At 65.6% G+C, this 19230-nt stretch carries 17 protein-coding genes; 9 read left to right on the top strand and 8 right to left on the bottom strand.

All coding sequences use genetic code 11. From position 1 onward, the window contains the following. Positions 1-2: 2 nt before the first annotated feature. Both CIT37_RS08425 and CIT37_RS08430 read left to right on the top strand, forming a co-directional pair. On the top strand, positions 3-878 hold the full coding sequence (locus CIT37_RS08425) for a dihydrodipicolinate synthase family protein (RefSeq protein ID WP_095426740.1): 876 nt from the start codon (positions 3-5) through the stop codon (positions 876-878). Between the two features lie 257 nt (positions 879-1135). Further along, the gene (locus CIT37_RS08430) at positions 1136-3460 is read left to right on the top strand and encodes a xanthine dehydrogenase family protein molybdopterin-binding subunit (protein WP_095426739.1); all 2325 of its coding nucleotides are present in this window, start codon (positions 1136-1138) and stop codon (positions 3458-3460) included. A gap of 224 nt (positions 3461-3684) precedes the next feature. On the opposite strand, the gene CIT37_RS08435 is transcribed toward CIT37_RS08430, so the two are convergent. The 3 genes from CIT37_RS08435 to CIT37_RS08445 are packed head-to-tail and all read right to left on the bottom strand — an operon-like array spanning position 3685 to position 6896. Then, complete coding sequence (locus CIT37_RS08435) at positions 3685-4881, bottom strand: acyl-CoA dehydrogenase family protein (RefSeq protein WP_095426738.1); 1197 nt, start codon at positions 4879-4881, stop codon at positions 3685-3687. 15 nt (positions 4882-4896) lie between these two features. After that, positions 4897-6036 (bottom strand): acyl-CoA dehydrogenase family protein, encoded by a 1140-nt coding sequence (locus CIT37_RS08440; RefSeq protein ID WP_095426737.1) that lies wholly within the window; start codon positions 6034-6036, stop codon positions 4897-4899. Positions 6037-6041: 5 nt separating this feature from the next. Then, on the bottom strand, positions 6042-6896 hold the full coding sequence (locus CIT37_RS08445) for an enoyl-CoA hydratase (protein ID WP_028140420.1): 855 nt from the start codon (positions 6894-6896) through the stop codon (positions 6042-6044). Between the two features lie 263 nt (positions 6897-7159). Here CIT37_RS08445 and CIT37_RS08450 point away from each other — a divergent pair, with 263 nt between their 5' ends. The 6 genes from CIT37_RS08450 to CIT37_RS08475 all read left to right on the top strand — a co-directional run bounded on the left by CIT37_RS08450 (position 7160) and on the right by CIT37_RS08475 (position 12377). Next, positions 7160-7768, top strand: a complete 609-nt coding sequence (locus CIT37_RS08450) for a LemA family protein (RefSeq protein ID WP_028140419.1) — start codon at positions 7160-7162, stop codon at positions 7766-7768. A 137-nt stretch (positions 7769-7905) separates the two neighbouring features. Further along, positions 7906-8817: a TPM domain-containing protein gene (locus CIT37_RS08455; protein WP_161966353.1), complete on the top strand. Its 912-nt coding sequence runs from the start codon at positions 7906-7908 to the stop codon at positions 8815-8817. 4 nt (positions 8818-8821) lie between these two features. Beyond that, positions 8822-9319 carry a TPM domain-containing protein gene (locus CIT37_RS08460; RefSeq protein WP_028140417.1) on the top strand — a complete coding sequence of 166 codons (498 nt, stop codon included), beginning with the start codon at positions 8822-8824 and terminating at the stop codon, positions 9317-9319. Positions 9320-9608: 289 nt separating this feature from the next. Further along, on the top strand, positions 9609-10583 hold the full coding sequence (locus CIT37_RS08465; RefSeq protein ID WP_161966525.1) for a hypothetical protein: 975 nt from the start codon (positions 9609-9611) through the stop codon (positions 10581-10583). A gap of 92 nt (positions 10584-10675) precedes the next feature. Beyond that, on the top strand, positions 10676-12187 hold the full coding sequence (locus CIT37_RS08470) for a hypothetical protein (protein WP_095426734.1): 1512 nt from the start codon (positions 10676-10678) through the stop codon (positions 12185-12187). Positions 12188-12212: 25 nt separating this feature from the next. Further along, the gene (locus CIT37_RS08475) at positions 12213-12377 is read left to right on the top strand and encodes a hypothetical protein (RefSeq protein ID WP_162832258.1); all 165 of its coding nucleotides are present in this window, start codon (positions 12213-12215) and stop codon (positions 12375-12377) included. 70 nt (positions 12378-12447) lie between these two features. Here CIT37_RS08475 and CIT37_RS08480 read toward each other — a convergent pair whose 3' ends face one another. The 3 genes from CIT37_RS08480 to putA all read right to left on the bottom strand — a co-directional run bounded on the left by CIT37_RS08480 (position 12448) and on the right by putA (position 17756). Beyond that, entirely contained in the window at positions 12448-13095 is a 648-nt protein-coding gene (locus tag CIT37_RS08480) for a glutathione S-transferase family protein (RefSeq protein WP_028140414.1), read from the bottom strand. Between the two features lie 327 nt (positions 13096-13422). After that, a complete protein-coding gene (locus CIT37_RS08485) occupies positions 13423-14628 on the bottom strand; it encodes a CaiB/BaiF CoA transferase family protein (protein WP_095426733.1) in 1206 nt (401 codons plus the stop codon). Positions 14629-14744: 116 nt separating this feature from the next. After that, positions 14745-17756, bottom strand: a complete 3012-nt coding sequence (gene putA, locus CIT37_RS08490; protein WP_095426732.1) for a bifunctional proline dehydrogenase/L-glutamate gamma-semialdehyde dehydrogenase PutA — start codon at positions 17754-17756, stop codon at positions 14745-14747. Between the two features lie 114 nt (positions 17757-17870). On the opposite strand from putA, the gene CIT37_RS08495 reads away from it, so the two are divergent. Further along, positions 17871-18332, top strand: a complete 462-nt coding sequence (locus tag CIT37_RS08495) for an Lrp/AsnC ligand binding domain-containing protein (RefSeq protein ID WP_018317238.1) — start codon at positions 17871-17873, stop codon at positions 18330-18332. Positions 18333-18502: 170 nt separating this feature from the next. On the opposite strand, the gene CIT37_RS08500 is transcribed toward CIT37_RS08495, so the two are convergent. Next, the gene (locus tag CIT37_RS08500) at positions 18503-18703 is read right to left on the bottom strand and encodes a cold-shock protein (protein ID WP_008134691.1); all 201 of its coding nucleotides are present in this window, start codon (positions 18701-18703) and stop codon (positions 18503-18505) included. A 208-nt stretch (positions 18704-18911) separates the two neighbouring features. Then, entirely contained in the window at positions 18912-19220 is a 309-nt protein-coding gene (gene sorB, locus CIT37_RS08505) for a SorB family sulfite dehydrogenase c-type cytochrome subunit (protein ID WP_161966354.1), read from the bottom strand. Positions 19221-19230 lie beyond the last annotated feature (10 nt).

Here is a 19230-nt window from a genome sequence, read left to right on the forward strand (position 1 = left end):
ACATGTCCGAATTCCACGGCGTCTTTCCCTACCTCGTCTCCCCCGTCGATGCCGACGGCACGGTGCGGACGAACGTGCTCGCAAAGCTCTGTGACGACCTGATCGGCGCCGGCGTGCACGGACTGACGCCGCTGGGCTCGACCGGTGAGTTCGCCTATCTCAGTGCCGCGCAACGCACGGCGGTCGTGCAGACCACGATCGAGGCCGCGAGGGGCCGGGTGCCCGTGATCGCGGGCGTCGCCTCGACCTCGACGGCGGATGCGGTGGCGCAGGCGAGGGCCTACCAGAAGTGTGGGGCCGACGGCATCCTGGCGATCCTGGAGGCGTATTTTCCGCTCACCGACGCCCAGGTCGAGGCCTACTTCCGCGCCATCGCAGATGCCGTCGACATTCCCGTCGTCATCTACACCAATCCGCAATTCCAGCGCTCGGACCTCACCCTCGACGTGATCGCGCGCCTCGCCGAGCATCCGCGCATCGGCTACATCAAGGACGCATCGACCAACACCGGTCGGCTGCTCTCGATCATGAACCGTTGCGGCGATGCCTTTGGGGTGTTCTCGGCCTCCGCCCACATCCCGGCCGCGGTGATGCTGATCGGCGGGCTTGGCTGGATGGCGGGACCGGCCTGCATCATCCCGCGCCAGAGTGTCGCGCTCTACGACCTCTGCGAGGCTGGCCGCTGGGACGAGGCCATGGCGCTGCAGCGCCGGCTGTGGCGCATCAACGAGGCCTTCGCCCGCTTCAATCTCGCCGCCTGCATCAAGGCCGGGCTTTCGATCCAGGGCTACGACGTCGGCGACCCCGTCCCGCCGCAGGCGGCGCTGACGGCCGAGGCGCGCCAGGTGGTGGAGGCGGCGCTGCGTGAGCTGGCGTAGCTTCCGTAGGGTGGGCAAAGCGACTTGTCCGCCGTAGCTCGAAGAGCGAAGGCGGAAGCGTGCCCACGACTTTTCTCGACGTCCAAGAGATCGTGGGCACGGCGCAAGTGCGCCTTTGCCCACCCTACGGATTCGCGGGTCGCGGGACAGCATGCCGAATCCGCGGATATCCCGCCCAAAACCGCGGCTGGTATGCCCTTGATCGATCCGCTAAAAGGCTGCCCGCAGTTTCGAAAAGACCTCAAGGACCCCACGGAATGAACATTCTTCCCGGCAATTTGCGTTTCGGAGCGGGGCAGCCCGTCAAGCGTTTGGAAGACCAGCGGCTGCTGACCGGGAAGGGGCAATTCATCGACGACAAGCCGGGCGACGGCGCCCTGTGGCTCTACGTCCTGCGCTCGCCGCATGCCCACGCCAAGATCGTCTCGATCGACACCAGTGCAGCCGCCGCGATGCCGGGCGTGACCGCGATCTACACCGGCGCCGACCTCGTCAAGGACGATGTCGGCAGCATCCCGACGCTGAGCATCTTCAAGCGCCCCGACGGCAAGCCGATGACAGTGCCGCCGCGCCGATTGCTCGCCCATGAGGTCGTCCGCTACGCCGGCGAGGCCGTGGCGGCCGTCGTGGCGTCGTCCCGCGTCGAGGCGCAGAGCGCGGCAGAGGCAATCGTCGTCGAGTACGACGTGCAGCCGGCGGTGGTCGACCCCGTCGAGGCCGTGAAATCGGGCGCGCCCGTGGTGTGGCCGGAGGCGCCCGACAACATCGTCGGCGCGATGGCTTACGGCGATGCCGCCAAGGTGGACGAGGCGTTTGCCAAGGCGGCGCACACCGTCGAGCTCGACCTCGTCAGCCAGCGCCTCGTGCCGTCCGCGATGGAGCCGCGCTCGACCATTGCCGAGATCGACAAGAAGACCGGCCGCCTGCTGCTGCACGTGCAGTCGCAGACCCCGGCCTCGACCCGCGACGTGCTCGCCGAGGCCGTGCTGAAGCGTCCCAAGGACAGCGTGCGCGTGCTGGTCGGCGACATCGGCGGCGGCTTTGGCCAGAAGACCAACCTCTATCCCGAGGACGGCATCGTCGCTTACGCCGCAACCAAGCTGAGCAAGAAGATCCGCTGGCGCGGCGATCGCACCGACGAGTTCGTCGGTGGCACCCACGGCCGCGATCTCACCTCGACGGCGTCCTTCGCGCTCGACGAGAAGGGCAAGGTGCTGGCCTATCGCGTCAAGTCGATCGGCTGCACCGGCGCCTATTCCTCGGGCGCGGCGAACATCATCCCGCTGGTGCTCGGCCCGTTCGTGCAGACCGGCGTCTACGACCTGCCGCTGGTGCATTTCGAGGTGCAGTCGGTGATGACCCACACCGCGCCGGTCGGCGCCTATCGCGGCGCAGGCCGGCCCGAGGCCGTGTTCATCGTCGAACGCCTGTTCGACGCTGCTGCGCGAAAAATCGGCATCGATCCGCGCGCGATCCGCAAAGCCAATTACATCAAGCCGGCGCAGCTGCCCTACACGAATGCCGCCGGACAGGTGTACGATTCCGGCGCCTTCGCGCACATGCTCGACCGCGCCGTGAAGCTCGCCGACTGGGACGGCTTTGCCGCGCGCAAGAAGGCGGCGAAGAAGAAGGGCCTGCTCTACGGACGCGGGCTCACTTCCTACATCGAATGGACCGGCGGCCGCGCCCACACCGAGAAGGTCAGCCTGCACGCGACCTCGCAAGGGCGCGTCGTGCTGCACTCCGGCACCATGGCGATGGGGCAGGGGCTGCAGACCACCTACACCCAGATGATCTCCGACACGCTCGGCATTGCCATGGACAAGATCGACGTGGTCCAGGGCGACACCGATTTGGCGATGGGCTTCGGCAGCGTCGGTTCGCGTTCGCTGTTCGTCGGCGGCACGGCGGTCGCGGTCTCCTCCAACGATCTGATCCAGAAGGCGCGCGAGAAGGCTGCGAACGTGCTGGAGACCTCGGTCGAGGACATCGAATATCAGGGCGGCATGCTCACGGTGGTCGGCACCGATCGCCGCATCAGCCTGTTCGACATTGCGGAGAAGGAGAGCGGGGCCAAGCTCAGCGTTGATTCCGAAGGCGAGGTCGATGGTCCGAGCTGGCCGAACGGCACGCATATCTGCGAGGTCGAGATCGACCCCGAGACCGGCGTCTCCAAGGTCGTGCGCTACACCACCGTCGACGACGTCGGTGTCGCCGTGAACCCGATGCTGGTCACCGGCCAGATCCATGGCGGTGTTGCGCAAGGCATCGGCCAGGCGCTGTATGAGGGCGTCTCGTATGATGCCGACGGCCAGCTCCTCACCGCCAGCTACCAGGATTACTGCATCCCGCGCGCCGACGATGTGCCGCCGATCGTAGTGACGCTGGACGATACCGCGCCGTGCCGCACCAATCCGCTCGGCGCCAAGGGCTGCGGCGAATCCGGCGCCATCGGCGGCCCGCCTTGCGTCACCAACGGCGTGATGGACGCGCTCGCCGAGCTCGGCATCACCCAGCTCAACACGCCGCTGACGCCGCAGAAGGTCTGGCAGGCGATCCGGGACGCGAAGGCGGCGGGGTAGTCGTTCGCTCCAAACTCCGCTGTCGTCCCGGACAAGCGCGCCATAAGCGCGCGCCGATCCGGGACCCATAACCACAGGGGAGTGGTTGTGGCGCGAACTGATAACTCCGAATCCCCGCAATCACATCTCCCTGTGGCTATGGGTCCCGGATCTGCGCTTACGCTTGTCCGGGACGACAGCGGAGTGTGTAGCGCTCGCTCGCGCCAAATGCTCGGGCTGCGGCGCTAAATCCCCAGCATCATCTTCGCAATAATATCGCGCTGGATCTCCGAGGTGCCGCCGAAGATGGTGTAGGCGCGGCCGTTGAGATATTCCGGCACCATTGTCAGCATCTCCTCCGGCGTCGCCGGCTCGTGATTGAGCTGGTAGAGCGGTCGCATGGGCTCGACGGCGAGGGCGTCGTGGCCGATCACATCGACTCCGAGCCGCGTCACGGCCTGGCGGATTTCGCTGTTGCGCAGCTTCAGGATCGACGACACCGCGCCGGGATTCTGTCCGGTCTGCAATGCCGAGAGCACGCGCAGCTCGGTCATTTCAAGCGCGTCGATATCGACTTCCACCTCCGAGATGCGCGCCGCGATATCGGGGCTGTCGATGGCGCGGCCGGTCAGGTCCGATTCGGCGAGATCCGAAATCGCTTTCAGCCCCTCGCGCAGCTTGGCCGAGGCGATGCCGGAGCCGCGCTCGAACTCGAGCAGATATTTGCCGTAGGTCCAGCCCTTGCCTTCCTCGCCGACCCGGTTGGCCACGGGCACGCGGACGTCGTCGAAGAACACCTGGTTGACCTCGTGGTCGCCGCCGATCGTCAGGATCGGGCGTATCGTGATCCCCGGCGTCTTCATGTCGATCAGGATGAAGCTGATGCCGTCCTGCTGCCGCGGCCCGTCGCTGGTGCGCACCAGCGCGAACATGCGGTTGGCGTGGTGCGCATGCGTGGTCCAGATCTTGGTGCCGTTGATGATGTAATCGTCGCCGTCGCGGACCGCGCGTGTCTTCAGCGAGGACAGATCGGAGCCGGAGCCCGGCTCGGAATAGCCCTGGCACCAATAATCCTCGCCGGAGAGAATCCGCGGCAGGTAGAAGTTTTTCTGCTCGGGCGAGCCGAACCCGATGATGACGGGCCCGACCATCTTTACCCCCATCACATTGACGTTCGGTACGCCGGCCCGTGCGGATTCGGTCTCGAAGATCCAGCGCTGCGCCGGCGTCCAGCGCGGCCCGCCATGCTCGACCGGCCAGCCCGGCGCGCCCCAGCCCTGCCTGTGTAGCGCGCGCTGCCAGGCCATGCCGATATCAGGGTCGGAGAATACCGACGGCGTCAGCGCGGTCGCGCGCTTCATCTCCTCGGTGAGATTCTTGGCGACGAAGCCGCGCACCTCGTCCTGGAAGGCGCGCTCCTCGGCATTGAACGACAGGTCCATGAGGCTCTCCCGATATCAGGCCTTGCGGCCAAGTTCGGCGTGACGGGCATAGTGGTGCGCGCTGCCGCCAAACAGCGTGTCGAAGGCGACCAGCCGCTTGAAATAGGCGCCGACCTCGAGCTCCTCGGTGACGCCCATGCCGCCATGAAGCTGGATCGACTGCTCGCCGACGAACCGTGCGCATTTGCCGATCTTGGCTTTCGCGGCAGACGCCGCACGGGCCCGCTCGACCGGCGGGCTATCCGCCTTCAGCGCAGCCCGCAGCGCCATCGAGCGCGCCTCGTCAACCTGCATCGCCATGTCGGCGAGGCGATGGCGGATCACCTGGTTGGCCGACAGCGGCCGTCCGAACTGCTTTCGGATCTTGGTGTATTCGAGCGTGGTGTCCAGCAGCGTCTGCATGATGCCGACGGCTTCTGCGCCGAGCGCGGCCATGGCGCGGTCAATGGCCCATTCGATGGCCGGCAGCGCGTCGTGGCCGTCACCGAGCAGGGCGTCCTCCGGCAGATGCACGTCGGACAGCTCGATGTTGCAGGCGCGTCCGCCGCCGAGGCGCGGATAGTCGCTGACGACGAGGCCAGGCGTCGTCGCCGGCACGAGGAACAGGCCGATCCGTCCCGAAGGCCTCTGATGATCATGAATGTGCGCGGAGACGATGATCTCGTCGGCGGCATGGCCGTCGAGCACGGCGATCTTGCTGCCGGCAAGGCGCCAGCCGTTCGCCGTCTTGTTGGCTGATGTCGCGACCTTGGCGAGATCGAACCTCGCCGCGCGCTCGGAATGCGCAAACGCAAGCTTCAAGGATCCATCCGCGATCTTCGGCAGGCTCTCCTGCTTCTGCTCATTGGTGCCGCAACGGTCGATCAGTGCAGCACCCATCACCACGGTCGCGACATAGGGCTCCGACACCAGCCCGCGGCCGAACGCTTCCATCAGGATGCCGATCTCGACGGCACCGCCGCCTAGCCCGCCGAACTCTTCCGCAATCGGCAGCGCCAGCCAGCCGAGCTCGGCGAACTGCTTCCACACCGCCGGGCTGAAGCCGAGTGGATCGTTCGCCATCTTGCGGCGGTGATCGGCATCGTAGCTTCCGGCCACGAAGCGCTCCGCGCTCTCGCGCAGCAATCTTTGCTCGTCGCTGAGGTTAAGATCCATCGCAATTACTCCGCGGCCGCCGGCGGCTTGCGCACGGAGGGATGCAGACCGGAGGGATCGACGATCATGCCGAATTCCTGAAGATTGTGGGCGTGGCAGAGCTGATGCAGCGCGAAGGCCTGGTCGATCGCGGCGGGCTGGCCCATCACGTCGACGGAGCGGTTCACCGCTTCCTTGGTCATCTTCAGCGCGAAGGCCGGCTTTGCCGCGATCCTGCGCGCCAGCTCCAGAGTGCGCGCAGAAAGCTCCGCGCGAGGCACGACCTGATTGACCATGCCGAGCTGCCGCGCCACCTCGGCGCTCCAGTTGTCGGCGGTGAACAGGAACTCCTTGGCCTTGCGCGCGCCGAGCTCCCAGGGGTGCACGAACCATTCGACGCCGCAGACGCCCATGGTCACCACGGGATCGCAGAACTGTGCGTCGTCGCTGGCCATGATGAGGTCGCAGGCCCAGGCCAGCATCAGTCCGCCGGCGATGCACTTGCCGTGCACCTCGGCAATGGTCGGCTTGGCCAGGTTGCGCCAGCGCCGGGTGATCTGGAGATAGATTTCCTGCTCGCGCGCGAAGCGGCCATGGGCATTTGGTTCAGCAAAACCGCCCCAATTTCCGATCGGTGGAAAATCGACGCCGGCGGTATTCTTGCCGCCGGGACGCAGATCATGGCCGGAGGAGAAATGCGGACCGTTGCCGGCGAGGATGATCACCTTGACCGAGTCGTCCTGCACCGCCGCGTCGAAGGCGGCGTTGAGGTCGTAGGTCATTTGCAGGTTCTGCGCGTTGCGCGCCTCCGGCCGGTTCATCACGATCCGGGTGATCGCTGGATCCGGCCTCTCCACGAGGATGGTCTCGAACGAGGTCATCGCGTTCCCCCGGTGTTCTGTCTTATTGTTTCGTCGAGTTGACTATGTCGGTCAGGGATAGGCAAGAGGCTTGCGTCAGTCGGCTGGGGTGCGCAGCGCAGTCATTCCGGGATGGTCCGAAGGACCAGACCCGGAATCTCGAGATTTTCAGGTGCGCAAGGGCGCACCATAGCTCGCTTCGCGCCCCGGAATGAACCCGAAAAGCTGGTACCGCGTTATCGCTATCTGATATTGAGTTACGGGATTCCACCGGGAGAAATTTAATGCGCAAGATCCTGACCGTGCTGGCGGCGCTGGCCTCGCTGAGCCTCACCAATTGCGGCTACAACGCGATCCAGAGCGAGGACGAGCAGATCAAGTCCAACTGGTCCGAAGTCGTGAACCAGTATCAGCGCCGCGCCGACCTCGTGCCCAATCTCGTCAACTCCGTGAAGGGCTTTGCCCAGCAGGAGAAGGACGTGCTGCTGGGCGTCACCAATGCCCGCGCCAAGGTCGGCAGCGTCCAGGCGACGCCCGAGGTGCTGAACGATCCGGCCGCCTTCCAGAAGTTCCAAGCCGCGCAGGGCGAGCTCTCCAGCGCACTGTCGCGACTGCTGGTCGTCACCGAGAACTACCCGCAGCTCAAGTCGGACGCGCTGTTCAAGGATCTGATGTCGCAGCTCGAGGGCACCGAGAACCGCATCACGGTGGCGCGCAACCGCTACATCAAGGCGGTGCAGGATTACAACGTCACCATCCGCTCATTCCCGAGCAACCTCACCGCCATGATGTTCGGCTACAAGGAGAAGCCGAACTTCTCGGTCGCAAACGAGAAGGAAATCTCGACCGCGCCGAAGGTGGACTTCAACCCGGCGCCGGCACCGTCGAAGTAAGCGCGCGCCGTTTTGCAATGCGCCAAGCTCCACCCACCGCCGTCATTCCCCGCGAAAGCGGGGAATCCAGTACGCCGCGGCTTCACGGCTCATGCACTGCGGCCTCTGGAATACTGGATCGCCCGCCTTCGCGGGCGATGACAGCAAGGGTGGGGCGAGCGTATTCGGTGGTCGCCTCACTTGTCCTCGCCATCGCACTCCTCTTCGCACTCCCCGCCTCCGCCGACGTCGCCGTCCCCCAGCTCACCGGGCGCGCGGTCGATCAGACCGGGACGCTGTCCAGCAGCGAGACCGCCGCGCTGTCGCAAAAGCTGCGTGACTTCGAAACACGCAAGGGCAGCCAGATCGCCGTCCTGATCGTGCCGACCACGCAGCCGGAGACGATCGAGCAATTCTCGATCCGCGTTGCGGAGGCCTGGAAGATCGGCCGCAAGAAGGTCGACGACGGCGCGATCCTCGTCGTCGCCAAGAACGACCGGCATCTGCGCATCGAGGTCGGCTACGGCCTCGAAGGCGCGCTCACCGACGTCACCTCGCGCCGGATCATCGATGAGATCATCACACCGAAATTCAGGAGCGGCGATTTCGCCGGCGGCATTGCCGACGGCGTCGAGCGCATGATGCGGGTGATCGACGGCGAACCCTTGCCGGTTCCCTCGCCCACCGTGAACTTCGGCAGTCTCGACGATCTCGCACCGCTCTTCATCGTCACGCTGTTCGTCTCGGTGGGCATCGGCGGCGCCTTCCGGGCCGCGCTCGGACGGCTGCTCGGATCGTTCGTGACTGGAGGCATCATTGCGGCGCTGACCTGGTTCATTCTCGGGTCTTTCGCACTTGCCCTCGCGCTGGGTGGTCTCGGCTTCATCATCGGATTCGTCGCCGATCTGTTTTCGGTGATCACGCCGGGCACTGGCCGCTCGCGCGGCGGCTCCTGGTCGAGCGGCTCCTCGTCGGGCGGCTGGAGCAGCGGATCGTCGAGCAGTGATAGTGGCGGCTTCAGCGGCGGTGGCGGCAGTTTTGGCGGCGGCGGCGCCTCGGGGAGCTGGTAGCGGTATGAGCATCAAGCGCATCGCCAGACATCTCGTGCAGCATCATTGGCGGGCAAAGCAGATCTTTCCGCCGGCCGTGCTCGCCCGCATCGAGCAGGCGATCAGGCAGGGCGAAACCACCCATTCCGGCCAGGTCCGCTTCGTGGTCGAAGGCGCGCTCGACGGCGCGCCGCTGTTCCGCAACCAGCCGGCCCGCGAGCGCGCGCTCGACGTGTTTGCGCATCTGCGCATCTGGGACACCGCGCATAACAACGGCGTCCTGATCTATCTCCTGCTCGCCGACCGCGATGTCGAGATCGTCGCCGATCGCGGCATCCACGCCAAGGTCGGTGCCGAAGGCTGGGAGAGCATCTGCCGCGCCATGGAGGCGGAGTTCAGGTCGGGCCAGTTCGAGCGCGGCGTAATCGACGGTATCACGGCGGTGTCGCGCGAACTGGCGCGGCATTTTCCGCCCGGCGCATCGCATGCGAACGAGCTGCCGGATGCGCCGGTCGTGATGTGAACGGAGCGCGCTCCGTTCTCTCACCGTCATCCCCGCGCAACGGCTCCGCCGTTGCGCGGGGATGACGGAAGTGACAAGGGACGCCCAGCGCTTATTCCGCGGCCGTTCATCTTCACCCGATTACAATTTGTTTCACGCCCGCCACACCGGTTCCACTTTCCCGGCCAAATTCGGCCCCGGATAACTTCCTAAAATTTCGGTAAGCGGGTCCGCAGGTAAGGATTTCGCAAGTAATGAAAGTTACCAAAAGGTCAACCCAGACTGGAGTATTTGAGCCGTGAGCGAACCAATGCCCGAGCAGGCTGCCCAGGACGCCGGCGTCGTCGAAGCTGCTGCGACCGCGCCGCAGGCCAATGAGGCCGCTGGGATCGAGGCTCCCTCGATTGCGCCGGACCATGAGGCGCCACCCAAGCCGGATCCGGTGAAGATCGAGCCGCCGAAGATTGAGGCATCCCGGATCGACGTGCCGAAGCTCGAAGCCAAAGCCGCAACCAAGCCCGAGCCGAAGCCCGGCAAGCTGATCGTCATGGCGCCGTCGGAGCGGAACTGGGACCGTGAGGATTTTGCTCCGCATATGAAGGCGGAAGAGCCGCGTGAGACCGGCAGCAAGCGCCGCCTGTCGGCGATGGCCGCGGTGGTGGTGATCGCCGCCGGCGTTGGCGCCATCAGCGGCGCGCTCGCAACCGCCGGCATGATGCATTTCGCCGCCCCGGCCCAAGCGCCGGTGCAGGTCGCCGACACCAGCGCGCTCGATGCTTCGGTCGCCCGGATCGATGCCGACCTCGTCGCGCTCAAGGCCAATGTCGAGCACAGCTCGAAAACCGGCGTCACCCAGTTCAACCGGGCCAACGACCGCCTCGACAAGCTCGAGAAGGCGCAGGCCGAGCCGATGGCCAAAATCGCAAAGCTGTCCGAGACCGTCGACAAGCTCCGCGCCACGCCGCCCGCCGCCCCCGCGCAGGCCGCAGCAGCGGTGCCCAAGGAGACCACCGGCTCGATCGCGCCGACCCAGGTTGCGACCGCCGCCGCCGCGCCGGCCCCAGTGGCTGCCGCACCCAAGACCGAGGTCGGCCGCCTGCCGACGGTCGAAGGCTGGCGGCTGCGCAACGCCGGCAATGGCGGTGCGCTGATCGAGGGCCGCGACGGGCTCTACGAGGTCTATCCCGGCGATCCCATCCCCGGCCTTGGTCGCGTCGATGCGATCCGGCGCCAGGACGGCCGCTGGGTGGTCGTCACCAGCAAGGGCCTGATCACCGGACGCTGAGCGGCTCGGATACGACTTTCGAAAGGCGCTTCACCACCATGCGAAGCGCCTTTTTGCTTGAATAGGCGGACCGCCGCGGTGTTACCTCAGGCATGAGCCGCGCGTTGCGAATTTTCCTTGCTGCCGCCGTGTTGTTCGGCGGTACTGCCGCGCTGTCGGCCGCGCAGACCCCGTCGCTGACGCGCGGCACCGCCATCACCGATCCCGATCTGCTGCGCAAGCTCGACGACGGCGACGCTCTCACGCTCCAGCACCTGTTGGCGCCGGAGCGCAAAGCGAATGGTTCGCTGACGACCGACCGGCTGTTTTCAGAGCTGTCCCAGCTCAAGGACATTCCGCCGGCGATCGATGCGGAGTTCGAGCGCTACATCACAGGGCAGAAGGCGGCCTATCCGAGCGAGACCATCGGCGTCGGCGAGGGCTTTGACGTGCAGCTGTTCGATCGGGCCATGCTGAAATCGCGCGACACGCGCTTCGTGCTGGCCGGCATCGTCAACCGCATGGACCGCGCCTACGCCTCGGAGGAGTCCTGCGGCGAGATCCGCCTGATCTATCGGCTGGCGCGCTTCGACGGCACAACCGCGACGCGGCTGCCGATGACGCTCAATCTGGTGATGAAGGCGCGGGATGCGCGCCAGACGGACGCGAACGGCAAACCGATCAATTGCGCCGAACTCGCGCGGCGCTGGCTCGACGACGGCAACTGGCAGGAGCTGATCGGCAGTCGAGACGACGCCATGCTCGAACGCATCGAGACCAACATCCAGCTCTCGGTCGCGGCCAAGTCGGCGCTGCATGACTTCCGCTCCGACTATCTGCTCAAGGTGTTCAAGTACAATTCCGCCACGAAGGCCTTCGAGGAATCGACGCTGGAGAACCAGGTCGACCGCGACCGGATCATGGCGGACGAGGCGCTTCGGCGCGACTTCAAGGATTGGCTGCTCGCACCCGAGCATCTTCGCGAGTTCGATCGCGGCACCGTGCTGATCCCCGAGAAATTCCTGGCAAGGAGTGCGGTGGTGCCGACGCCGGCCGGCCTCGATGCTTCGGCGCTGCAGCCGGAATTCGGCATGATGCAGGCTGAGGGGGAGGGCAAAGCGGTCTTCACCGATAACGACGTGGTCGGTGCGTTGAAGCAGGCGGCCGCGCGCGGCGACATGCAGAACATCCGCTCGGTCGCGGGCTTCCAGCGCCGGCTCAACGACGTCACCTGTTCAGGCTGCCACCAGACTCGCGGCATCGGCGGCTTTCACTTTCCGGGCGTCGATTGGCTGGCGGACAGGCCGTCCAATGCGAGCATCGTACCGGCCTCGCCCCACTTTCTCGGCGACCAGCCCCGCCGCCGCGACATCCTGACCGCGTTCGCCGCAGGCAGACGCCCTGATTTCTCACGCGGATTTGCCAGCCGGCCGCAGACCCGCGGCAGCCGGGAGCTCGCCGGGAGCGAATATCAGGACGGCTGGGGCGCGCATTGTTCCCTGCAAGATGCGGGATCGGGAACGCGAGATGAGAGTTTTACGTCATGGAGCTGTGCTAACGGTCTCACCTGTCAGGCTGCCCCGGCCTCGCGCCGCATCGGCATGTGCTTCATCAAGACGCGTTGAGCCCGCAAAGCGATTTGGATGATTCATGACGAATACCGGCGACGCCAACAAGGAGCGCAATCGCGAGATTGCACGCAACGAGGAAGTCAAGCAGGTCACCGGCGGCGCCCGCGTCAGCATCTGGGCGATCGCGATGGCCGTTATCGTCGGTGGCATCCTGTTCACGCTCGGCTGGCTGTCGCTGCGGTAGCTGCGCTCTCTTTCGTCATGGCCGGGACAAGCCCGGCCATGACGGGGCTGGGGGTTCAGTGCTCGCACCCTCACGTCGCGTAGTTCGTCATCCGCTTGCCCGGCAGCAGCTCGTACGCCGGCTTCCAGCCGGGCAGTGCGGCCATGCGGCCGAGCCAGGCGTGGATGGCAGGATGGCTCGTGGCGAAATCGAAGCCGTGCTCGTCGCTCGGATAATGCAGATAGGCCATCATCGAGATGTCGGCGACGGTCGGCCTAGTGCCGATCGCGAAGGCGTTGTGCTGAAGATGCCCGTCCAGGATGCCGAGGAAGTCCTCGAGCCGGCGGCGAAAGTGTTTCAGCACTTGCGGATCGTTCTTCTCGGTGAAGGCCCGCATGAAGCGATAGGTCGCCATGTAGCCGGTGAGCTTGTGGTTGTCCCAGAACAGCCAGCGCAGCAGCTCGAACTTCTCTTCCTCCGTGTCGGCGCCGAAGCGGCCGTACTGCTCGGCGAGCTTCAAGAGGAGCGGCGCAGTCTGCGTCATCTTCAGCCCATCGACTTCGAGCACCGGGATTTCGCCCATCTCGTTGACGGCCTTGCGCCATTCTGCCGTGCGCGTGACGCCGCCGCCGAAATCGGTCCAGACCGGCTCGAACCTCTCGCCGCAAAGCGTCAACATCAGCGCCAGCTTGTAGCTGTTGCCGGATTCGGGGAAGTAGTGCAGGCGGTAACTGGGCATGGGACCTCGCGGCGTGGTTTTGGGCCGGTAGTTTATAGCGAGATCGCCCGGCATCGTCATTGCGAGCGTAGCGAAGCAATCCAGCAATGCAGCCGCGGAGATACTCTGGATTGCTTCGCTGCGCGCAATGACGGAGGTCGTGAAGACGGGCTGTCTCCCCGCTGTCGTCCCGGACGAGCGAAGCGAAGATCCGGGACCCATAGCCACAGGCCGTGGTTTGGCGAAGACTCGGAGTGACCAGTCGCGCCCACAACCACTCCCTGTGGTTATGGGTCCCGGGCTCGCGCTTTGCGCGCCCCGGGACGACGGCGGAGTGTGAGTGCGCTCCTAGCCCACCGCCCCCGACGACCTCAGCTGCTTGATCGCCGCTTCGTCGTATCCCGCCTCGCGCAAAATCTCGTCACTGTGCTCGCCGACAGCGGGCGGCTTGCGCGGCTGGACCTTCTTGGTGCCGTCGATCCAGATCGGGCTGGAGATGGTCAGCATGGTGTCGTTCTCGAACGGCACCAGCACCTCGTTGTCGAGCATCTGCTTGTCGTTGGGGATGTCGTCGAGAATGCCGACGATGCCGAACACGAGGCCGTTGCCGTCGAGAATCTTGCGCCATTCGGCAAGATCCCTGGTCGCGAAAGTCTCGTCGAAGATCTTGATCAACTCCACCGAACGGGCGTGACGGTCGGGTTTGGTGGCGAAGCGCGGATCGGTGATGAGGTCTTCGCGTCCCAGACATTTCGCCAGCGTCGGAAACTGCTTCTCCTCGCTCAGCAGCGACAGGATCAGCCAGCGGCCGTCCCTGCATTGATAGTGGTTGGCGACTGCGTTCAGCGCGCGCTCACGCGGACGCCGCTCGCCGAACTTGGCGCCGCAGAGTTTTGCCTGGGCCAGCACGCTCGCGGCCCACACCCCGTTCGCCATCAGATTGGAGGCGACGTGCGAGCCCTTGCCGGTCTTCTCGCGCTGATAGAGCGCGGTGACGATGGCACCATAGAACGCCATGGCGCAGGGGTGGTCGCCCATGCCGGCGACCGAGCGGGCCGGGGTGGTGTCGATGTCGGCACGGACCAGGTCCATCAGGCCCGAGCGCGCCCAATAGGCGTTGCTGTCGAAGCCGGGCTTGTTGGCCTCCTCGCCCTTCTCGCCATAGCCGGTGAAGGAGGCGTAGATCAGCCGGTCGTTGAGATGGGCGAGGTGATCATGGGTGATGCCGAGCTTGGCGCGCACCGGCGGCGGCATGTTGGTGATGAAGACGTCGGCCTCTTCCACGAGCTTGTAGAGCACGGCCTGCGCCTCGGGCTTGGCGAGGTCGAGCGCGATGCTCTTCTTGTTGCGGGCCTCCAGCAGCCAGGCGAAATTGTGCTCGCCGGTCGGATAGCCGGGCAAATTCGGCAGATTGCGATAGGGATCCCCGGCGCCGGGCGGCTCGATCTTGATGACGTCGGCGCCGAAATCCGACAGCACGGTCGCCGCCGCGGGCGCTGCGATGAAGCTCGCGCAGTCCAGAACCTTCAGGCCTGAAAAGATGCCTTTTTCCATCGCGGCGTTGCTCCCTCGCTCTTGTCGTTTCCCGCGCGCTGGAATTGGCGCGGGCCAGATCGTGAGAGCATTAGACCGATGTTTTGCCGGGATGCAACGGCATCAGGCGCAGGGCCTCACTCCTCCCCCGCAAGCAACGCCGCGTTGCCGCCGGCTGCGGCCGTGTTGATCGTCACGGTCTGCTCGGTCGCGAAGCGCGCGAGGTAGTGCGGGCCGCCGGCCTTGGGACCGGTTCCGGACAGGCCATTGCCGCCGAACGGCTGCACGCCGACCACGGCGCCGATCATGTTGCGGTTGACGTAGATGTTGCCGACCTGCACGCGGTCGATGATGGCCTCGATGGTATCGTCGATACGGGAATGGACGCCGAGGGTGAGGCCGTAGCCGGTGCGCTCGATCGCCTGCAGCACGCGTTCGAGGTTTTCGGCACGGTAGCGCACGACGTGCAGGATCGGGCCGAACACCTCCTCGGTGAGCTGGCCGGCGTCTTTGAGCTCGAAGATGTGCGGCGCGACGAAGCAGCCTTGCGGCGCGTGGCCTGCAAAGTGCAGTCGCGCCTCACTCTTCATCCGCGCGATATGGGCGTCCAGCCGCTGCTTGGCCTCCATGTCGATCACCGGGCCGACATGGGTCGCGACGTCACGGGGATCGCCGATCTTCAACTCGCGTGCCGCGCCCGCGATCATCTCGATCATGCGGTCGGCGACGTCCTCCTGCACGAACAAGAGCCGCAGCGCCGAGCAGCGCTGGCCGGCGGAGCGGAACGCGGAGGTCACGACGTCGTCGGCGACCTGCTCGGGCAGCGCGGTGGCATCCGCGATCATGGCGTTGATGCCGCCGGTCTCCGCGATCAGCGGCACGATCGGCCCATCCTTGGCGGCGAGCGTCCGGTTGATGTTGCGGGCGACCTCGGTCGAGCCGGTGAAGACGACGCCCGCGATATCAGCGTGCGCGGTCAGGGCGGCACCGATACGGCCGTCGCCGACAACGAGATGCAGCGCATCTTTCGGGATGCCGGCCTCGTGCAGCAGGGCGACGGCCTCGCGCGCGATGCGCGGGGTCTGCTCGGCGGGCTTTGCCACCACGCTGTTGCCAGCCATCAGCGCCGCCGTGACCTGGCCGAGGAAAATCGCCAGCGGAAAATTCCACGGCGAGATCGCAACGAAGACGCCGCGGCCACGCATCGCGAGCGCGTTGCTTTCGCCGGTCGGGCCTGGCATTGCCGCATCAACGCCGAACAGCTTGCGGCCCTCTGCGGCATAATAGCGGCAGAAATCGGCGGCCTCGCGCAGCTCCGACAGCGAATCGTCGAGCGTCTTGCCGCCCTCGATTTGCAGCATCGCGATGAAGCGGGCGCTGCGGCTCTCCAGGAGATGCGCGGCCTGCTCCAGCGCCGCCGCGCGTGTGGCCGCAGGTGTCCGGCTCCAGGCCGCAAAGCCGACACGCGCGGCAGTCACTGCCGCATCGGCTTGATCCGGCGTGGCATCCGCAATCGGCTCGAGCTCGGTCGCTGCGGCTTTGACGTCAGCGAGCAAATGATCGAGCGCGACGCGTGCGCCGAACTCGACGCCGCGCGAATTGCGCCGCTCCGGCGCGTAGAGATCACCGGGCAACGGGATTTTGGGATGCGCCGCCGCTTGCGGCCGGACGATGGCGTCCGCCGGTCGCTGCAACAGCGCCGGCACCGGAACGCGATAATCGGCGGCCTGCGCCACGAACGACGAGTTGGCGCCGTTCTCCAGGAGGCGCCGCACCAGATAGGCGAGCAGGTCGCGATGACTGCCGACCGGGGCATAGGTGCGGTAGGCGATCTCGGGGTGATCCTTGGTGAGCTGCTCGTAGAGCGCTTCGCCCATGCCGTGCAGGCGCTGGAATTCGAATCCGCCGCTCCTCCCGGCAAGCTCCAGCACGGTCGCGACGGTCAGCGCGTTGTGGGTGGCGAATTGCGGAAAGATGCGCGGCCGAAGACTCAAAAGCTTCGTCGCACAGGCGACGTAGTTCAGATCGGTCATCGCCTTGCGCGTGAACACGGGATAGCCGTCGAGCCCGCGTTCCTGCGCGCGCTTCATCTCGGTGTCCCAATAGGCCCCCTTGACCAGCCGCACCATCAGCCTGCGGTCATGCGCGCGGGCGAGCGCGTCGACGTAATCGATCACCGCGCTGGCGCGCTTCTGATAGGCCTGGATGGCGAGGCCAAATCCGTCCCAACCTCTCAGCGAGGGATCGGCGAGCGTTGCGGCGATCATTTCGAGCGACAGCTCGAGCCGATCTGCCTCTTCGGCATCGACGGTGAAGTTGAGGTTATGCGCTTTGGCGCGCCGCGCGAGGTCGAGCAGCAGCGGCACCAGCTCGGCCATCACGCGGTCGCGGCTGATCGCCTCGAAGCGCGGATGCAGCGCCGAGAGCTTGACCGAGATGCCGGGCCGGTCGGGCAGGGGATTGCTGCCCGCAGCCTTGCCGATCGTCTCGATCGCACTCGCATAGGCATCGAAATAACGCCTGGCATCGGCGGCCGTGCGCGCGCCTTCGCCGAGCATGTCGAAGGAATAGCGCGGCTTCTGGCCGGAGCGCGGCTTGCCCCGCTCCAGCGCCTGCTCGATGGTCTCGCCCAGCACGAAATGACTGCCCATCAGCCGCATCGCCTGACGCGTCGCGGTGCGCACCGCAGGTGCGCCCAGCCGCTTCACCAGACGGCCGATGGTGCCGTCGGGCGTCTCGCCGGGCTGGATCACCCGCGCCGACAGGCCGAGCGCCCAGGCCGAGGCGTTGACCAGGAAGGCGGTGGACTTGGTCTCGTGGTGGATGAAGTCGCCCTCGCCGAGCTTGTCCTCGATGAACTGGTCGGCGGTGCGCGCGTCCGGCACGCGCAGCAGGGCCTCGGCCAGCACCATCAGCGCCAGCCCCTCCTTGGTCGAGAGCGCGAACTCCCGCAGCATGTCCTCGACCCCGCCAAGACTACCTGCAAGCCGGTCGTCGCGCTTGCGGATCGCCTCGATCAGCCGGGTCGCGGTGCGGTCGATCCGGGCCTCCTGCGGCGCGGACAGATGCGATGTCGGCAACAGGCGCGCGGCGATCTCGGCATCATCGGGCGCGTAGGGGGCGGTGAAGGGCGGCGGGATGTTCGGCATGGCGTGTCCTGTGGCTAAAATCCAGGATAAGGCCCGCGTGACCGTAGTTCGATAGACAATCTAGCCAATTTGCCTTAGAAAATTAAGAAAAGAAGCAGCTTGGCCTGATTAAACATGGAACTCGATCGGATCGACCGGAAGATCCTCTCGATTTTGCAGGAGGATGGGCGCATCGCCAATGTCGAACTCGCCGAGCGCATCGGGTTGTCGCCAACCTCGATCGGCGAGCGGCTGAAGCGCTTGCAGCGGGAGGGCTTTGTCGAAGGCTATGGCGCGCGGCTCAACCCGCACCGGCTCGGCCTCGGTCTGTTGGTGTTCGTCGAGGTGCTGCTCGACAAGACCACGCCGGACAATTTCGAACGTTTTGCGCGCGCGGTGAAACTCGCGCCTGAAGTTCTGGAGTGTCACATGGTTGCCGGCGGCTTCGACTATCTTGTGAAGGCGCGGCTCGCGGACATGGCGGCGTATCGACGCTTTCTCGGCGAGACCCTGCTGTCGATGCCGGGCGTGCGCGAGACGCGGACCTATGCGGTGATGGAGGAGATCAAGCGCGACGCACCGTTACCGGTGGGCTGACGAAGTGCCGTCGCGATTGTCATTGCTGAGGCGTTGAACGGGCGGTCCTCGCGGGAAAATAGCTCTCCGTGTGCAGTCGCAACGCCTGTCGTCGAATGCACTGGCCGTCTTCTAAAATTTTCTTGGCCCAGCTCCCGGATCGATCCGGGAGGCAGCAAAAGCTGGCGGGCTTATACTTTGAGGTTCTCTGCGGAGGTCTTGCCCCGGTTTGCGATCTCTTCGTATTCCACCGTCTGTCCTTCGTTCAGGGACGACAGACCGGCTTTCTGCACTGCCGAGATATGCACGAACACATCCTTGCCGCCCGACGCAGGCTGGATAAATCCATAACCCTTCGTCGGGTTGAACCACTTGACCGTACCTTTAGCCATCACGACTTCTCCGCGGGTCTTCCTCCGAGATCTCGAACCGCCAGTCCCCGCCAACCGGCCGGTTCGGTCCTAACAGGATACGCGGAATGTGGCCGGCTTGGTAGCTCAAACCACATCGGCCTTTCGCCGAATTCCGCTCAACTTCGCGGCGTTTTTGCCGGTTTTGCCCGTTTCGCGGTCAAATGGCCGGCGTGCTGCGCGCTGTCCGTCAGTACGTCGCGGCCAGGTAATCGACGATCTTGCCGACATCCGCATCGTCGATCGGTGCGCCATAGACCTTGATCATCTTGGTCACCTCGGCCTGCCAGAAGCCCTTCTTGTCCTTCATCGGCGGCTGCGTCTTGACGTAGTCGGCCGAGTGGCAGGCGCTGCAATTGCCCTGGACGATTTCGAGATTGGGGCCTGCCTTGAAGGCGGCGACCTCGTCCGGAAGCTGGTAGTTGACGGGCGCCGCGGTCACGGCCGTCAGGCCGGTGGCGAGGGCGAGCGTGACGGCGAGGAGAATGGTGCGCTGCATGGTCATTCTC

The organism is Bradyrhizobium ottawaense (assembly GCF_002278135.3).
GTDB lineage: Bacteria > Pseudomonadota > Alphaproteobacteria > Rhizobiales > Xanthobacteraceae > Bradyrhizobium > Bradyrhizobium ottawaense.

Excerpts from the sequence above, each read along its gene's own strand:
- CIT37_RS08480 (WP_028140414.1), bottom strand. The coding sequence starts at position 13,095 with ATGCCCAGTTACCGCCTGCACTACTTCCCCGAATCCGGCAACAGCTAC.
- putA (WP_095426732.1), bottom strand. The coding sequence starts at position 17,756 with ATGCCGAACATCCCGCCGCCCTTCACCGCCCCCTACGCGCCCGATGAT.
- CIT37_RS08455 (WP_161966353.1), top strand. The coding sequence starts at position 7,906 with ATGACAGCAAGGGTGGGGCGAGCGTATTCGGTGGTCGCCTCACTTGTC.
- CIT37_RS08425 (WP_095426740.1), top strand. The coding sequence starts at position 3 with ATGTCCGAATTCCACGGCGTCTTTCCCTACCTCGTCTCCCCCGTCGAT.
- CIT37_RS08430 (WP_095426739.1), top strand. The coding sequence starts at position 1,136 with ATGAACATTCTTCCCGGCAATTTGCGTTTCGGAGCGGGGCAGCCCGTC.
- CIT37_RS08440 (WP_095426737.1), bottom strand. The coding sequence starts at position 6,036 with ATGGATCTTAACCTCAGCGACGAGCAAAGATTGCTGCGCGAGAGCGCG.
- CIT37_RS08485 (WP_095426733.1), bottom strand. The coding sequence starts at position 14,628 with ATGGAAAAAGGCATCTTTTCAGGCCTGAAGGTTCTGGACTGCGCGAGC.
- CIT37_RS08435 (WP_095426738.1), bottom strand. The coding sequence starts at position 4,881 with ATGGACCTGTCGTTCAATGCCGAGGAGCGCGCCTTCCAGGACGAGGTG.
- CIT37_RS08495 (WP_018317238.1), top strand. The coding sequence starts at position 17,871 with ATGGAACTCGATCGGATCGACCGGAAGATCCTCTCGATTTTGCAGGAG.
- CIT37_RS08445 (WP_028140420.1), bottom strand. The coding sequence starts at position 6,896 with ATGACCTCGTTCGAGACCATCCTCGTGGAGAGGCCGGATCCAGCGATC.
- CIT37_RS08465 (WP_161966525.1), top strand. The coding sequence starts at position 9,609 with ATGCCCGAGCAGGCTGCCCAGGACGCCGGCGTCGTCGAAGCTGCTGCG.
- CIT37_RS08450 (WP_028140419.1), top strand. The coding sequence starts at position 7,160 with ATGCGCAAGATCCTGACCGTGCTGGCGGCGCTGGCCTCGCTGAGCCTC.
- CIT37_RS08470 (WP_095426734.1), top strand. The coding sequence starts at position 10,676 with ATGAGCCGCGCGTTGCGAATTTTCCTTGCTGCCGCCGTGTTGTTCGGC.
- sorB (WP_161966354.1), bottom strand. The coding sequence starts at position 19,220 with ATGCAGCGCACCATTCTCCTCGCCGTCACGCTCGCCCTCGCCACCGGC.
- CIT37_RS08475 (WP_162832258.1), top strand. The coding sequence starts at position 12,213 with ATGACGAATACCGGCGACGCCAACAAGGAGCGCAATCGCGAGATTGCA.
- CIT37_RS08500 (WP_008134691.1), bottom strand. The coding sequence starts at position 18,703 with ATGGCTAAAGGTACGGTCAAGTGGTTCAACCCGACGAAGGGTTATGGA.
- CIT37_RS08460 (WP_028140417.1), top strand. The coding sequence starts at position 8,822 with ATGAGCATCAAGCGCATCGCCAGACATCTCGTGCAGCATCATTGGCGG.